Here is a 14,833-nt window from a genome sequence, read left to right as displayed (position 1 = left end):
CGCGCCGCCGCGCCTGGCTCATGAAATGGATGCGAGAAGCGAATGAACGAGCAAAGCGAATTGCTGGTCGCCCTGCGAGCCCAGACCGAGGCCACGCACCAACTGGTGGCGGCGCTGCAGGAAAAAACCAGGGCCGATCTGGAGAACGCCAAGGCGGTTAACCGGCTGGTGGACTACCTCTGCGACAGCGAGGGCGGTGAGGCTGATCCCGTCGGTTCCGGCAGCTACCTGAGCGGGAAGCCGCGATGATCGCCGCTGGCCGGCTGCGGCACCGGGTGCAGCTGCAGCGTCAGGTCTACGGTCAGTCGCCTGCGACCGGCGCGCAGACCGTCAGCTGGGAGCCCCTGGCTGATGTCTGGGCCGAAGTGGCGCCGCTGTCGGCCCGCGAGTTCGTGGCAGCCAAGGCGCTCGACAGCGAGGTCACTTTGCGGGTGACCATTCGTCATCGCGAGGGCGTGACCGACAAGTGCCGGGTGATCCACCGCGGCAAGATCTTGAACATCCATGGCGTGCTGCCCGACCCGGTCAGCGGGCTGGAATATCTCACGCTCCCCTGCAGCGAGGGTGTCAACGATGGCTGATGGCATCCGATTCGACGTGAGCGGCTTGGACGGCATCCGTACCAAGATGGCGCAGGTCAAGCGCGAGGTGAACTACAAGGGCGGCCGGTCCGCATTGCGCCGGGCGGCCAACGTTCTGCGCGACCAAGCGCAGAGCAACGCCCGCCGGGTGGACGACCACGAAACCGAGACCGCCATCTGGAAGAATGTCGCGGTGCGCTGGAATGGCCGCGCCTTCAAGCAGGATGGCGTGCTGGCGTTCCGCGTAGGCGTTCTGGGCGGGGCCCAGGCCGGCCGCTCGGCGCAGCTGGGCATGAGCAATCCGGGCGGCATCACCTGGTACTGGCGCCTGCTGGAGTTCGGCACCTCGAAGATGGCCGCCCAGCCGATCTTCCGGCCGGTGCCGGACCAAGCAGGCCAGAAGGCCGTCGACGTGTTCGCGCGAAGCTTCAACCAGGCGCTCGACCGCGTGCTGGCAAAGCAGGGGGCGGCATGATCCCGCCCATCTTCCCGCTTTGCATCGCATCACCAGCGGTGCTGCTGGCCTTTGGCGACGCTCCGACCCGTGTCTATCCGTTCGGACTGATCGAGAAGCCGCCTGCACTTCCCTATGCGGTCTGGCAGACGGTCGGTGGTAGCCCCGAGAACTATTTGGCCCAGCGCCCTGACGTGGACGCCCTGACCACGCAGGTGGACGTTTATGCAAAGAACGAAGCATCCCTGATTCAGGGGGCCGCCGCACTGCGTGATGCCTTCGAACCCCGTGGGTACATCACCCGCTGGGGCAGCCAGATGCTTGATCCCGAAACGAAGCTGCTGCGCCTGTCATTTGATCTGGACTGGCTGGTCCCTCGGTAGCACCTTCTACATCCCCACCCACGCCCCGCACTGCGGGGCTTTTTATTGCCCGCAGGAGAAACGATGAGCGCCCTGACCCAAGGAACCCAGCTGTACGGCCTGATCAACGGCGTTGTCCGCGAGATCGAGTGCATTACGGCCTTCAACCCCGGCACCGCGCCGGCGGACCAGATCGACGACACGTGCCTGTCCGAGACCAACACGCGCACCTACAAGAAGGGCCTGCGCACGCCCGGCCAAGCTTCTGTGAGTATCAACGCCGACCCGAAGAACGACAGCCACTACCTGATGTGGCAGCTGGCCGAGCAGGTGGACGGCGGCGAGCCGATCCAATGGGCCATCGGCTGGTCCGATGGCGTGGACATCCAGCCCACCGTGCAGCAGGTCGGCAGCATCTCGAACATCGAAGTGACCAACGGCGGCACCGGATACACGTCGGCGCCGACCGTGGCCATCACCGGCGGCGGTGGCAGCGGTGCAACGGCCACGGCCATCGTCGATTCTGGCTCGGTGATCGGCGTCAATATCACCAACCCTGGCACCGGCTACACCGCCACGCCGACTGTCGCTTTCACCGGCGGCGCTGGCACCGGCGCCGCGGCTACGGCCGAGCGCTCCACGGTAGACGAGCTGGTCCTGCCGAATACCCGCACCTGGTACACCTTCCAGGCCTACGTGAGCGACTTCCCGTTCGACTTCCAGGGCAATGCGGTGGTGACCACTGCCGCGACCATGCAGCGCAGCGGGTCGGGCGTCTGGCTGCGCAAGGCTGAGACGCCGTGAGCCGGGCCCCGAAGAAGTCCGTCCCCGCGCGTGCGGTGAGCCTGAGCGTGGCCGGCCTGCACAAGGCCGGTGCGTTCACTGGCCGGCCAGTGGAGAAGGAGATCCGCTGGAAGCAGGGCGACGAAGAGCTGACTGCCACTGTCTATGTGCGGCCGCTTGGCTTCCAGGCGGCGGTGTCGGATGTGCTTTCGGCCACGAACAAGCACGACGGCGTGGCCGGCCGCATCGCGGCCAGCATCTGCGACCAGGACGGCAAGGCGGTGTTCACCGTTGCTGATATCACCGGCGAGGCCGATCCGGACCGCGGCGCCTTGGACGGCAACCTGTCGGTGGCGCTGCTGATGGCCATTGGCGAGGTGAACAACCTGGGAAAAGCTACGAGCTGACCCCGGAGGATGAGCTGTGGTGCGAGCTGGTCCTCAACGGGATCGGCGGCCGCAGCATCGGGGAGGCGAAGGAACGCCTCTCCATCCGGGAATTCCAGCTCTGGAGCGTGTACCGCGCCAAGCGCGGCAGCCTGAACTTGGGTGGGCGGATGGATGCAGCTGCAGGGATGCTGGCCGCTTTGTTCGTCAACGCCAACAAGAAGCCTGGCTCGACCCCGTTCAAGCCTGCCGACTTCATTCCCTACGCGGACGCCGAGCCCATCAGCCTCGAGGAGGCGATGAAACAGTGGTAGCCGGCGCGTAGGGTGCACATTCATCCAGCCCACCAGAGGCCGGCCACAGCAGCATAGGGTTGGGTTCGAGAACCATGAAGATTGTTTCCGGAATCTACAGAATTCGGAACTTGATCACCGGCCGCTGCTACATCGGAAGTTCGTGGAACGTCCGGAAGCGGTTTGGAGATCACCAGCGCGATCTCCAGAAAAATAGGCATCACAGTCGGTTCCTGCAACGGTCGTGGAACAAGCATGGGCCGGGCAGCTTCTCGTTCGAGCTTCTGATCATGTGCGCGGTGAAGGATCTTCTTCTGTATGAGCAGGCACTGATCGACGGTCTTAAGCCTGCCTACAACATGTCGCCGACGGCAGCATCTCGGAAGGGGAGTCGGGCTTCAGAGGAGACTAGGAAAAAGCTCTCGGAGTCCCACAAAGGGAAGACAAGTCCGCGCCGTGGAGTTCGGCTCTCTGAAGAGACCCGAAAGCGCATCAGTGTGGGCAGACGAGGAAAGGGCGGTGGCCCTCGATCACCAGAGGTAATTGAGAGGGTCGCAGTCGCCATGCGGGCCAGTAAGAGCGTGCTCACTCCTTCATTGGTAAAGGAGGGCAGGAAGTTGCGCTCATCCGGAGCAAGTATCCAGGCCATCGCAGATTCCCTTGGATGCTCCTTCGCTGCGGCCTACGACTTCATTCGTGGCAAAACATACTCGTGGGTGAAATAGCATGGCAAGCAGGAGCTTGGGCCGACTTACGATCGACGTAATCGCCGAGGTCGGCGGCTTCGCATCCGGCCTGGACAAGTCCGAGCGCCGGGCGGAGAAGTGGCGCAAGAAGGTCGAAGCCGAGGCGAAACTGGCCGGTCTGGCGCTTGCAGCTGGCATGACCGCTGCTCTTGCCGGGCTTTCGACGGTGGGCCTGTTGATCGCTCGCAACACCATGAGTGCCGAGCGAGAGGTTGCTCAACTCGATGCAATCATCCGGTCAACCGGCGGTGCCGCCGGGTACACCCGGCAGCAGCTGCTGGACATGGCCGATACGCTGGCCAGCAAGTCCACCTTCAGTGGTGGGGAGATCGTCGAGGCACAGACACGCCTGCTGTCCTATTCGGGCATCCTGGCTTCCAACATCCCCCGCGCCATGCAGGCTGTCATCGACCAGTCGGCGCGACTAGGCATCAGTGTCAGCCAGTCGGCGGAGACCATCGGCCGCGCGCTGGAATCGCCCAGCAAGGCGGCCGCCGCGCTCGCCCAGCAGGGATTCGGTGCCGCCTTCACGAAGGAAGTGCGGGGTACGATCGACGAGCTAGTCAAGGCCGGCAAGGAAGGCGAGGCCCAGGTCATGATCCTGGAGATCCTCGAGGAGTCATACGCTGGTGCTGCACTGGCGGCACGGGACACCTTCGGGGGTTCGCTGACGGCTCTACGGCACACGATCGACGATCTGACCACTGGTCGCGATGGAAGCTTGGCCGGAGCCACTGCTGCCATCAATTCGTTCATCGATACCCTCAACGACCCTCTGGTCAGGGAGGGCTTCGATGCGATGATTGCAGGCCTCGGATCGATCCTCACCGATTTCGCCACGTATCTGAAAGACGGCGCCGAGGTTCGCAATCTCACCGAGTCGATCGCGGAGAGCTTCCGGCAGATTAGTGACCTCGGTGGCATCTTCAGCGGGGCGATTGAAGGCCTGGACCGTGTTCGTGGCGGTCTGGTTGCAATCGAAAAGCAGGGCAACGCGGTGATGAAGCTGGCGACCGGCCAGTACAGCGGGCTGTTTGGCTCGCAGGGTGGCGGCTGGAGCCAGTTCCTCAAGGATTATCAGAACGGGACGCAATTCGCCGACCGCGGCTGGGCGGCCATGCAGCCGCGGCCCACACCTACAGTCAGGCTGATTGAGGCCAGCCTACCTCCTTCCGGTGTAACAGGTGATCCGGCTGCCCGGGCCGCTGCAGCTTCTGCTGCAGCCGCCGCAGCTGATGCTGAAAATGCCAAGAAGCGGCTGGCAGGGCAGCGGCAGTTGGAGCACGCCTATGAGGCTGCTTCGCTGCAGCTGAAGCGACAGATCGAGCTGTTTGACACCAGCGCGGACCGATCTGGCAAGGCCACTGAGCTGCAGCGACTCAACTTCGATCTGGAGCATGGCGCGCTGAAGGGGCTTAATGCCTCGAAGCAGGAGTCCCTGCGCATCGATGCTCGGAGGCTGGACGTTCTGCAGGAGCAGAAGACCGCGAACGAGGAAGCGGCCAAGGCCACCGAGGCTTTCGTCAAGTTGAAGGACGAGCTGAACAAGAAAGACTCTCTCGGCTTGGATCTGGCCCGAGAGCGGCTGAAAACCTTGCAGGCGGCAGCAGCGGCTGGTGCCGCGAACGACCCTGAATTTGCCAAGGTTGCTGGAAAGGTAATTGAGCAGGTTGGCGGCGCTGGCGGCAGCGAGTACCGAGGACCGGATGCACTGTACGGCGGCGCCAGCGGTGAGTTTTCCAAGATCAACAAGGCGGTCGAGGAAGAGAACAAGAAGTACGCGACGCAGCTTCAGGCGTTGGAAGAGTACAGAAAAGCCCGCGCCGACCTGAATGAGGATTGGGATGCCCAGGAGGCGGTGCTGGCGGCTACCCATCAGTCCCGGCTTGACGAGCTGGACAAGGCTAGGTGGCAGGTTGGCCTGACTGCCGCAGAGCAGGGACTGGCCGGTGTTGCGGGCGTCATGCGTGCGGGCTTCGGCGAGCAGTCCGGGATCTACCGGGCCGCATTCGCAATCAGCAAGGCGTTCTCGGTCGCAAAGGCCGCGCTGGCAGCCAAGGACGCGGTCAGCTCGGCGCTTTCGAGCGGCCTGCCGTTTCCTGCCAACTTGGCGGCGATGGCCGCCGCAGCTGCAGCAGTTGCCAACCTGGTAGGTGAGGTGTCGGCGGTTGGCATGGCCCACGACGGTATCGACAGCGTTCCCGAGACCGGCACCTGGCTCCTGCAGAAGGGCGAGCGGGTCACCACTGCGGCCACCAGCGCCAAGCTGGACGCAACCCTCGACCGCGTGTCACGCGACTCCGCTGGCGGAGGTCGGGGCGATAGCTTTGAGATGCATTTCAATGTGAACGGGTCCATCAGCGAGCGAGAGCGGTTGATGCAGGAACAAACAGTGCGGCGCGCGGTGACCCTGGCGCGGCAGGACCGTGTGGCGGACACCACGTCCGGCACCGGCCCTCAGTCACGCGCGATGCGATCGAACTGGAATGTCAGAAGGAAGGTCGGGTAATGGCGCTGATCATGCAGCCGAAGTGGTTGCCCGAACCGCTGCGTGAGGGCTATGGGCTGCGCCACGTATCACCGCAGACGCGGTCCACCTTCGTAAGCGGGCGATCCCTGCCCCGGCGGGCCTACACCGCGACCCCGAGCCAGACCGAGGTGCGATGGCTGTTGAACGACCAGCAGGCAGCTCTGTTCGAGAAGTGGTTCCAGGAGCAGCTGTTTGATGGCGTGTCCTGGTTTGCCTGCCGCCTTCGCAGCCCGCTCGGCATGGACTACTACAAGGCTCGGTTCACCGACATTTACGACGGTCCGACGTTGACCAACAGCAACCTGTGGATGTTCACCGCACAGCTGGAACTGTATCTCCGGCCGCTGCTGGCTGATGGTTGGTCTGAGTACCCGGAAGGCTTCCTACAGGCCAATGTGGTCGACCTGGCCGCAAACAGGGAGTGGCCCCAGCCATGAGCATCCTTGAACGGCTGTATGCCTCCGGTGGCAGCGAGATCGAGCACGAGACGCTGGCCATCACCGTCGGTGGCGAAACCCACTACCTGACCAAGGGTTGGGAGGACCTGACTGCGGTTCTGGAGACGGGCCAGACGGTGACCTTCAAGGCCTGCGGCATGGACGTGGCCAAGCCGGCGCGCAATGCCGACGGCGTACAGGATCTGCGCTTCGCGCTGACCAACATTGATGGTGTGGTGAGCACCAAGATCCGTGCCGCGCTGGCCGCGCGGCAGGAGATGACGGTAACCCTGCGGGTCTACCTGAGCAGTGATCTGCTGGCACCCATCAAGCGTCCGCTCTCGATGGACATCAAGGGCGGCCAGTGGTCGGCCACAGAGGTCCAGATCACGGCCGGCTTCATGAACATCCTCGACACGGCCTGGCCGCGCGATCGCTTCAACCTCTCCAAGCACCCCGGACTGCGCTACATCTCATGACGATCGACCTTGAAAAGTACCTGGACGTTGTCTGGGTCAGTGGCGGCCGCGTGTTCCCCGAACTGGACTGCTATGGCGTGGTCAATGAGGTTCGTCGGGATCTTGGGCTGCCAGCGTGGGATGAGCATCCCGGGGCTACCCGTGAAGATCTGCCCGAGCTGGCACAGCAGGCGGTCCTGCAGCACACCGGCAGCGACCTGGTAGAGGGCGCCGTGGCGTTCTGCTACGAGGGCAGCATGGTGACCCACGTTGCCGTGCTGGTAGAGGTAGACGGCCGCATGTGCACGCTCGAATGTAACGACGGTCGCAACGTGACGGTCCTGCCTGTGGCGCGCTTCGAGCGCCGCTTCAATCGCGTGGAGTACTACGCGTGATCCGGGTGTTCCCTTCCCGGATGCCCGGTGAAGCCCTGGAAACCCACCAGCATGGCCGGATCACGGTGGACGGCTGGCTGCGGGCGAACGTGCGTGGCTACACCGGAGAGGGTGAGCAGCCGATTGAGCTGGAGGTGGACGGCTCGCCGGTTGCGCCAGGTGCGTGGGCAACCACCTGGATCGACCACGGCAGCGACGTGCGCATCTACCCGGTCCCTCATTACGAGGGCATTGCCGCGGTGATCTATTGGGTTGTGGTTGCGGTGGTGGCCGCGTATGCCATCTACATGGCCAACAACCTGCCTGGCAGTCGGAACGGGCAGGGCGACAGCCTCAGTCTCGACACGGCGCGGGCGAACACGGCCCGCCTCGGTAGCCCTGTGCGCGAGGTTCTGGGGCGGTGCCGCGTTTGGGCCGACTACCTGGTGCAGCCGGTGTCTCGCTTCGTAGGCGAGAAATCCTATCGGACCCACATGTTCGTGTGCGTGGGGAAGGGCCGGCACATCATCCCAGTGGGTTCGGCACGGCTGGGGAACACACCCATCAGCTCGTTCGGCAGCGACGTGCAGATGACCATCTACCCACCGGGCACCGATGTAGGTGGCGACGTGCGCTCCGAGAACTGGGTGAATTCTACCGAGGTGGGGGCTACCGCCTCCGGCACCGCCGGTCTGGATCTGAGCGACACGGCAGACGTGTCAACGGGGATCAACGCAGACTCGGTGACGGTATCGGGGAATGTGATCACCCTGAACAACGCGACAGTCACCGACGCGAACGGTAACGAGCGGCCGACCAGCTCCGTGCCCAGCAGCTGGGTTGTCGGCGCCGTGCTCACGCTAAAGGTCGCGGCTTCCTTCACCGCGACCACCAGCGGCCTTTACTCGATCATCGCCGGCAGTGCTGTGGCGGAACTGGCGCCCTACGTGGGCATGCCGGTTCTGCTGACCTACAACGGAGCCGATTACGCGTTGTTCGTGGCCAGCTACGTTCCCGGCTCTCCCGCAGTGCCCGGTGTTGGTGGCAGCGCTGCCCGTGTGACGGGCTCGGCTGCTGCGAGCAACTTCGACTTCAGCGGTTCTCCGGTCACCTTCGGGATCAGCTGGCGGGGAACCACCTACAGCGTGGCGCTGGTGGCCAACTACATCACCTTGGGCGTGCTGCTGACTGCCATCAACGACCAGTTGGTGGATAGCGGCTTGGTAGCGACCCAGTCCGGCGGTGTGGTGACGATTGCTGAGGCGGCCAGCCCGTTTGCCGGTGGAAGCATCACCTACAGCGGACTGCCGGCTTCTGTCTTCGGCAGCAGCCCAACGTCTACAGCAGGTGTGGCCACGACCGGTGGAACGCCGGCAACGCAGCCTCGTATAACGCTGGCCTATGACGGTCCGACCGGCACTGCTTTCGGAGGCCTGCCGCCTGGTGTGGTCTCGCTGGCAATGTCGCGCGGCCAAAGTGACTATCGAATTGCGGCCGTGTCCGGGCTTACCTTGGCCGTGGAGCGGCTTACAGAGGCTGGCGTGGTCGACACGAGCTGGCCGGGCTGGACCAGCCGGACGGCCACTGACTACAGCGCCACCGGGTTCCAGGAGGGCGAGGAGTGGTTGGGACCGTTCCTGGTGTGCCCGAACGGCGAAACCACCGATGCGTTTGAATACGACTTCAACTTCCCCAGCGGCCTGATCTGGTACACCAGCAAGGGCAACAAGCGCACGTTCACGGTCAGCATCCGCGTTGGGTATCGGGTGTATGGCTCGGGCGCGCCCTGGACGGTTCGGACCCACACGTACACCGGATACTCCGAGGATGCGGTGGGCTTCACCGAGCGCATCACCCTCGGCGCCCCTGGGCAGGTCGAGGTGCGTGTCAGGCGGGTGACCGAGCGCGGAGGCAACTCGGCACGGGATGCGTGCTACTGGCAGGGCCTGCGCGCGCGCCTATCGCAGCGGCCAACGCGCTACGACGACCTGACGACCATCGGCCTGACGGTGACCACCGGGACGAAGTTGGCGGCGCAGACCGACCGCAGGTTCAACGTGGAAGCTACACGGCTGTATGACCAGGGCACTGCGCGCAGCATCAGTGGCGCCATGATCCACGTCATGCGGTCCCTTGGCCTGCCGGCGGACCAGATCGACACGGACACGCTGCAGCATCTGGAGGACACCTACTGGACGCCGCGAGGGGAGTTCTTCGACTTCAGCGCGGAGAAGTCCGGCACCAGCGCACTGGACATGCTGCAGATGGCGGCACAGGCGGGCATGGGCTACTTCTTGCTGATCGATTCTATGTGTTCGGCCGGCCGCGAAGGGGTGAAGGGGTGGCGCGGCGGGATCTCGCCGCAGCGCCAGCTTGAGCCGCTGAGCACGTCGTTCATTTCGCCGGGCCCGGACGACTATGACGGCGTGGACGTGACCTACGTCGACGAGGTCACGTGGGCGGCCGAGACGGTGGAGTGCCGGCTGCCAGGTGTGACCGAGCCGTGGAAGGTGGAGACCTACGAGCTGCAGGGTGTCGGCACGCGCGATCGCGCATACCGGATCGGCATGCGCCGCCTGATGAAGCACCAAGGCCAGCGCCTGACCTACAAGACCAAGACCGAGATGATGGGCCTGGTCTACCAGTACGGCGACCGGGTGAAGCTGTTCGATGACATTCCGGGTTCGAGCACCACCAGCACCATGATCGAGTCGGCCAGGCTGGACGGTACTCGGCTGCTGATCGAGGTGGGTGAGTACCTGGACTGGAGCCTGCCGGCGCCGCGGTGCCTGGTGCGCTTCCAGGACGGAACGCTGTCCGGCGTGATGGTGCCCACCCGCGTGGACGACCGCCGACTGACCATCGCCGCCTCGGCACTGCCGGGGGAGCACGCCTTCAATACCTGGATCATGGACGACCCGACGATTGACCCGCCGGAGCTGATCTTCTGCGACAGCACGCGCGCTGGGTATGACGCCGTGCTGGCCGAGCTCACACCTGGCGAAGACGGCTCGGTGGAGCTGACCGCCCTGCAGTACGACCCCGCTTTCTACCAATACGACGACGCCAACGCGCCGTAGCGCCACTGGAGACGCACCCAGATGACCAAATACAACACCGGCAACCCAGTGGGCTCGAGCTCGCCCCTTGATCTGTACGACAATGCCGAGAACCTCGACAGCGGGATCAATGGCGCCGATCCTACCTGGCGGGATCGACGTGGGGTCGAGCGTAGAAGTTGGACGGGTATCGAGGCAGAGTTTGATCAGTTCATTGCCGACAATGGCCTGAAGCGATACTCGAGCTGGGCAGCCTTGGCGGCCGATACATCGAGACCCGACGGTTTCGCCGCGGACGTGATAGGAGACACGGGTTTCCACACTGACCCCATTACAGGCCAGTCTGTGACCAACTCAGGTCAGTTCCGTTCATCCGGAGGAGCTTGGCAATGGATGCGTGCGGACTCGATTGAGTCAATCAACGACCGTATTCGCCTAACCCCGGACACCGAGAAAACGCTATCTGTGTTCCAGGCGCTGAGCAAAACGGGTGGTCCTGGGTTCTATGTTGATCGGACCACTGGTGAGCTAGTGGCCTCGGCAAACTTCTTCTACGCCTATTCCGCAATTACAGGGCAAGAATCGGCGATCAAGGTCACTGCCAGCCTCAGTCAGCCAGTTCAGGCCCTTGCCGTTTACAAGGACGGAAACGGCGCTTATCTGGGCTTTGAGGTGATGGGTACTTCAACTGAAACCCTGTATCAAGACTATGAGCTGAAGGCGGTTCCTGCTGAGGCTAGGGCTATTTACGTTTCTTCGCGAAGGAACAATATTGAGATCAACGCTTCCTACATTGCCGCAGGTGTTGCACAGCGCTTGACGACTGCCGAACGCAACGCTCAGGAATCGGCTGCGTCGTTGGCTGACCTGACCCGGCAGAGCACCATGGACGTTCCTGGCTACTACATCGACAAAAGCACCGGGGCTGCAGTAGCTAGTTCGGCGTACAACTACTCCTCATTGCCTCTGAATGGCGATGAGGGGTTCGTCTACTTCACGACCTTTGTCACGGGAACTACGACCACTCCGCTAGCCTTCTTTGGCGCGAGTGGAGCGCTGATTTCTATTTTTGGCGCGGTCGGTACGCAGTACACGGACGAGCGAGTAGCAATTCCTCCGGCTGCCCGGTCCGTAGCAGTCACTGCTCGTTCGGGCAATCCGATCATAATCAAGCTTGAGCAGGTATCGCCGGACGTAGCCAAGCGACTCGCAGTCCTCGAGGCCAGCAGCTCTTCATCTCTTAGCAGCTGGCGCGACCAGGCAGTGGCCTCGTTCGGTGACAGCCTGGTTGGCCAGGGGCGATGGCAACCAATTGTGGTTTCTGAGCATGGAATTGTGCATACCAACTGCGGAGTCGGTGGCAGCAAGGTTGCAAAGCCGGACTCAGGCCCGCAGGCGGTATCTATGTGTGATCAGGCGAGAATCGACGCAATTCCAGGCGGCAGCGTGGCTGTGCTGTTCGAGGGCGGCACCAACGACTGGGCGCAGTCTGTGCCGCTTGGCGAGTTCACTTCCACTGCTGAAACCGAGTTCTACGGCGCACTTCATTCAACGATCGGGAAGCTGTTGACTCGATTCCCGCAGGCCAGAATCTTCTGCATCACGTCTCCGTATGCTGAGAGGATCACAGTTCCCGGAGACTGGGCCAATGGATGGACCAACGCGATAGGGCTGACTGTCCGGGCGTACGCGGAAGCTACCAGGCGCGTTGCCGAGCACTATGGCCTGCCGGTCATTGAATGGTCGCGGGAGTGTGGGTGGAGCCACTCGAACGTTGCGCAGTTCCTGGACAATGACGGGGCCTACTTCCATCCCTCGGTCGCGGCCGGAGCCCCGCTTCTGGGGAGGATCGTGAATGGTCGCCTCTGGGACATCCAGCGGTAAATCCAGAGAGTGCCGGGGGGCATGACTGCCCCCCAGCATTTGTTAGCGACGATTCTTTGCGCGAAGGATTTCGGTTTTGATGTCCAGGATCTCGCCTTCGATGCGACTCAAGCCGCCACGACCAAAATCGATCAGGTCGAGTTGGCGCTGTTCGAGCTGGCTGCGGTCAATAACATCCATGTCTTTGCCGTTCTCTTCCAGCTCCTGGGTGACCTCGCCGAGCTCTTGATCAGAGCGGTTGTCGTGTTCAACAAGCTGGGCGTGGCTCAGCCCCGCCCGAAACGCCGCAACCTCATCCCGGCGTGTAGTGTAGGTCTCAAGGTCTTCTTCCAGCTGCCGCAGTGACATGTGATTCTCCCGTGTGAAGGTAACCCTATGGGGCTCCGTCCAGGGAATCCCAAGAGACGGGCCTATCCTTCGGCTTGAATCAATGACTTGCTGTTGTTTCGGGCGTGTTGACCGCGCGGCTGACGCGGTACGCCTCCCGTCGTCGGTGGCGGCCGACAGGGAGTTCGTCATGATCTTCATCGTGGACCTGACCGAGGTGCCGCTGGGGTTCGGGTAATCGCGGGCCGTCACGCCGCCGCAACGCTGGCTCGGGCGAGATGGCAGCCATGTGCTATTCCGCCCAGATCACCGCCGCCTATCAGAAGCTGGTCCGGATGACCGGCGCCACCCTGTCGCTGCAGGAGTTCGCCGCTCTATACGCGCACGACCCGGGCAAGAAGCGGCCCAAGACCCCGAAGGCGATGGACGACGCCTTCCGGGCCGGGACGAGCCCGGCGGAGCTGGCAGTGTGGGCTGAGGTGGAACAGTGGAACCGAGCTGAGGCCGCGGTACTAGAGCAGGAGCTGTTCGCCAACCGCAAGCGCCTGGCCGATGCCGAGCGCGCGCTGCAGGCGAAGGAAACCAAGAAGGCCCGGGAAGATGTGCGGATCGCCGGCAACAAGATCGATCGCGCCTTGGCCAAGCTGGCCGACCTGAAGCGCACCGAGCCGAAGGACCGAGATAGCCGCATCTTCCCCGGCGTGTATGCCCCGGTGATCGTCTCCGAGGGCGGCAAGCTGGTGATCCGGCCCATGCGCTATCAGTGCCGTCTGGCCGGAAAGCCGGCCAACTACGATCAGCGCTTCCCCGGCACCTACAACGCTCGCCGCGACAGCCTGGAGAAGTTCTGGGCACCGGCCTTCGGCCATACGCACGGGCTGCTGGTGGTGGACACGTTCTACGAGAACGTCGAGGGGCCGGATGGGAAGAATCAGGTGGTGCAGTTCACGCCGCGCACCGGGGAGCCGATGCTGGTGGCCTGCCTGTGGTCGCACTGGAAGGATCCGGCCGGCAAGGAGCCCGATCTGCTGTCGTTCGCCGCCATCACCGACGACCCGGAGCCCGAGGTGGCCGCCGCCGGCCACGACCGGACGATCATCAACATTAAGCCAGAGCACGTGGACGCCTGGCTCAATCCGGACCCGGCCGACCTGGCAGCGCTGTACCGGATCTTTGACGACAAGCGGCACCCGTTCTACGAGCACAAGCTGGCGGCGTAGGGAGAAACCCGAACGTCAGTGGGTGGTTGCCCGATAGCGCAGAGCCGCAAGGGGAGGCATCCTGACCATGCCGGATCCGGGGCCGCAGGCAGCTCAACCCGGGGGCGCGTGAGCAGCGCCGCGCCGGCACTGTTTCCTCATCGGCGCCGGGGCCATAATGGCATCACGCATATACAGGATCCGGCGATGGACGAGACCACTCGAAAGCTGATCGAGGAAATGGTTCGGCAGCAGGTGAAGGAGCAGCTGGAACTTGCTTGCCGTCCAGGCGGGATGCTGTTCCCGCCGAAGGGGGCAGCGATTGGCAGGTCCGAAGTTGAAGGACAGCGCTACGTGAGCGCTGTCATCAAGGTTGAGCCTAGCGAACAGCCATAACGATTCAGCCAGGTCGCAGCCACGTTCGCAGGATCTGCGACGGTCCGCCGTAATCTCCCGGCCATGCCACTCCCCGCCGACTTCCGCTGGACGACCAGGTCCGCCAGCCGCCCGGATGATCCCCTGACCGTGATCGCCTGCCATGGCGTGTGGGTGGTGGCCATGGCCCAGCGGGTGAACGATGGCATCTGGATTGCCTCGCTGGATCGGCACCGGCATGGCCCCGGCGGTCCGTTCCGCTGGTGCAGCAGCTATGAGCAGGGCCGGGCAGGGGCCGAGCTGTGGGTGGCCAGGCACGAGGCCCGACTGCGCGAGGACGTGGCCAAGATACGGGAGTACCGGGAGGCGATCGCGGGGAACCGCCTGCTGAAAGACAGCCTGAAGCCGCCTTTCGGCTGGATGGGGTAGGACTTGCCGAAGCCTGCTGGAGGGTTGGAAATCCGTTCCGCAAAATTCCATCGCCCTTTGTGTCCCAAGGCTTTCAAGTGTCAGCTTCGAAGATTGAAGCGGAACGGATAGAGACGCAAAGCATTGAAAACAATGAAGTTGTCCAGTGACTTTTAA

The 14,833-nt window shown here is 63.5% G+C and carries 18 protein-coding genes; 17 read left to right on the top strand and 1 reads right to left on the bottom strand.

Annotation, left to right across the window (positions count from 1 at the left end; all coding sequences use genetic code 11):
- Nucleotides 1-42 precede the first annotated feature (42 nt).
- From N5D20_RS13360 to N5D20_RS13295, 14 genes are all read left to right on the top strand, one after another.
- The gene (locus N5D20_RS13360) at nucleotides 43-249 is read left to right on the top strand and encodes a hypothetical protein (protein WP_279914470.1); all 207 of its coding nucleotides are present in this window, start codon (nucleotides 43-45) and stop codon (nucleotides 247-249) included.
- Nucleotides 246-581: a phage head closure protein gene (locus N5D20_RS13355; RefSeq protein WP_199155931.1), complete on the top strand. Its 336-nt coding sequence runs from the start codon at nucleotides 246-248 to the stop codon at nucleotides 579-581. The genes N5D20_RS13360 and N5D20_RS13355 overlap by 4 nt, the downstream gene beginning before the upstream one ends.
- Nucleotides 574-1,056 carry an HK97-gp10 family putative phage morphogenesis protein gene (locus N5D20_RS13350; RefSeq protein WP_279914469.1) on the top strand — a complete coding sequence of 161 codons (483 nt, stop codon included), beginning with the start codon at nucleotides 574-576 and terminating at the stop codon, nucleotides 1,054-1,056. Before N5D20_RS13355 ends, N5D20_RS13350 begins: the two co-directional genes overlap by 8 nt.
- Nucleotides 1,053-1,418: a DUF3168 domain-containing protein gene (locus N5D20_RS13345; protein ID WP_099559403.1), complete on the top strand. Its 366-nt coding sequence runs from the start codon at nucleotides 1,053-1,055 to the stop codon at nucleotides 1,416-1,418. The genes N5D20_RS13350 and N5D20_RS13345 overlap by 4 nt, the downstream gene beginning before the upstream one ends.
- Before the next feature lie 63 nt (nucleotides 1,419-1,481).
- Nucleotides 1,482-2,201 carry a phage tail tube protein gene (locus N5D20_RS13340; RefSeq protein WP_099559402.1) on the top strand — a complete coding sequence of 240 codons (720 nt, stop codon included), beginning with the start codon at nucleotides 1,482-1,484 and terminating at the stop codon, nucleotides 2,199-2,201.
- On the top strand, nucleotides 2,198-2,587 hold the full coding sequence (locus tag N5D20_RS13335) for a phage tail assembly chaperone family protein, TAC (protein ID WP_199155930.1): 390 nt from the start codon (nucleotides 2,198-2,200) through the stop codon (nucleotides 2,585-2,587). The genes N5D20_RS13340 and N5D20_RS13335 overlap by 4 nt, the downstream gene beginning before the upstream one ends.
- 107 nt (nucleotides 2,588-2,694) lie before the next feature.
- Entirely contained in the window at nucleotides 2,695-2,880 is a 186-nt protein-coding gene (locus N5D20_RS13330) for a hypothetical protein (RefSeq protein ID WP_199155929.1), read from the top strand.
- 74 nt (nucleotides 2,881-2,954) lie between these two features.
- On the top strand, nucleotides 2,955-3,584 hold the full coding sequence (locus N5D20_RS13325) for an NUMOD3 domain-containing DNA-binding protein (protein ID WP_279914468.1): 630 nt from the start codon (nucleotides 2,955-2,957) through the stop codon (nucleotides 3,582-3,584).
- A 16-nt stretch (nucleotides 3,585-3,600) separates the two neighbouring features.
- A complete protein-coding gene (locus N5D20_RS13320) occupies nucleotides 3,601-6,114 on the top strand; it encodes a phage tail length tape measure family protein (protein ID WP_279914467.1) in 2,514 nt (837 codons plus the stop codon).
- Entirely contained in the window at nucleotides 6,114-6,572 is a 459-nt protein-coding gene (locus N5D20_RS13315) for a hypothetical protein (RefSeq protein WP_227852785.1), read from the top strand. Before N5D20_RS13320 ends, N5D20_RS13315 begins: the two co-directional genes overlap by 1 nt.
- Nucleotides 6,569-7,051: a DUF1833 family protein gene (locus N5D20_RS13310; protein ID WP_279914465.1), complete on the top strand. Its 483-nt coding sequence runs from the start codon at nucleotides 6,569-6,571 to the stop codon at nucleotides 7,049-7,051. Before N5D20_RS13315 ends, N5D20_RS13310 begins: the two co-directional genes overlap by 4 nt.
- Nucleotides 7,048-7,425: a nitrite transporter gene (locus N5D20_RS13305; protein WP_279914464.1), complete on the top strand. Its 378-nt coding sequence runs from the start codon at nucleotides 7,048-7,050 to the stop codon at nucleotides 7,423-7,425. Before N5D20_RS13310 ends, N5D20_RS13305 begins: the two co-directional genes overlap by 4 nt.
- Nucleotides 7,422-10,484 (top strand): host specificity factor TipJ family phage tail protein, encoded by a 3,063-nt coding sequence (locus tag N5D20_RS13300; RefSeq protein WP_279914463.1) that lies wholly within the window; start codon nucleotides 7,422-7,424, stop codon nucleotides 10,482-10,484. The genes N5D20_RS13305 and N5D20_RS13300 overlap by 4 nt, the downstream gene beginning before the upstream one ends.
- A 21-nt stretch (nucleotides 10,485-10,505) precedes the next feature.
- The gene (locus N5D20_RS13295; RefSeq protein ID WP_279914462.1) at nucleotides 10,506-12,347 is read left to right on the top strand and encodes an SGNH/GDSL hydrolase family protein; all 1,842 of its coding nucleotides are present in this window, start codon (nucleotides 10,506-10,508) and stop codon (nucleotides 12,345-12,347) included.
- Nucleotides 12,348-12,389: 42 nt separating this feature from the next.
- On the opposite strand, the gene N5D20_RS13290 is transcribed toward N5D20_RS13295, so the two are convergent.
- Nucleotides 12,390-12,695, bottom strand: coding sequence for a hypothetical protein (locus N5D20_RS13290; protein ID WP_279914461.1), 306 nt, complete (start codon nucleotides 12,693-12,695; stop codon nucleotides 12,390-12,392).
- A 266-nt stretch (nucleotides 12,696-12,961) separates the two neighbouring features.
- On the opposite strand from N5D20_RS13290, the gene N5D20_RS13285 reads away from it, so the two are divergent.
- The 3 genes from N5D20_RS13285 (at nucleotide 12,962) to N5D20_RS13275 (ending at nucleotide 14,677) form a co-directional block, all read left to right on the top strand.
- Nucleotides 12,962-13,894: an SOS response-associated peptidase family protein gene (locus N5D20_RS13285; RefSeq protein ID WP_279914460.1), complete on the top strand. Its 933-nt coding sequence runs from the start codon at nucleotides 12,962-12,964 to the stop codon at nucleotides 13,892-13,894.
- Between the two features lie 186 nt (nucleotides 13,895-14,080).
- Nucleotides 14,081-14,269: a hypothetical protein gene (locus N5D20_RS13280; RefSeq protein ID WP_099484417.1), complete on the top strand. Its 189-nt coding sequence runs from the start codon at nucleotides 14,081-14,083 to the stop codon at nucleotides 14,267-14,269.
- A gap of 63 nt (nucleotides 14,270-14,332) precedes the next feature.
- Nucleotides 14,333-14,677, top strand: a complete 345-nt coding sequence (locus tag N5D20_RS13275; protein ID WP_279914459.1) for a hypothetical protein — start codon at nucleotides 14,333-14,335, stop codon at nucleotides 14,675-14,677.
- Nucleotides 14,678-14,833 lie beyond the last annotated feature (156 nt).

This window comes from Stenotrophomonas sp. GD03877, assembly GCF_029840555.1.
Taxonomy (GTDB): domain Bacteria; phylum Pseudomonadota; class Gammaproteobacteria; order Xanthomonadales; family Xanthomonadaceae; genus Stenotrophomonas; species Stenotrophomonas geniculata.
This window is presented reverse-complemented; position numbering and strand designations above follow the sequence as displayed.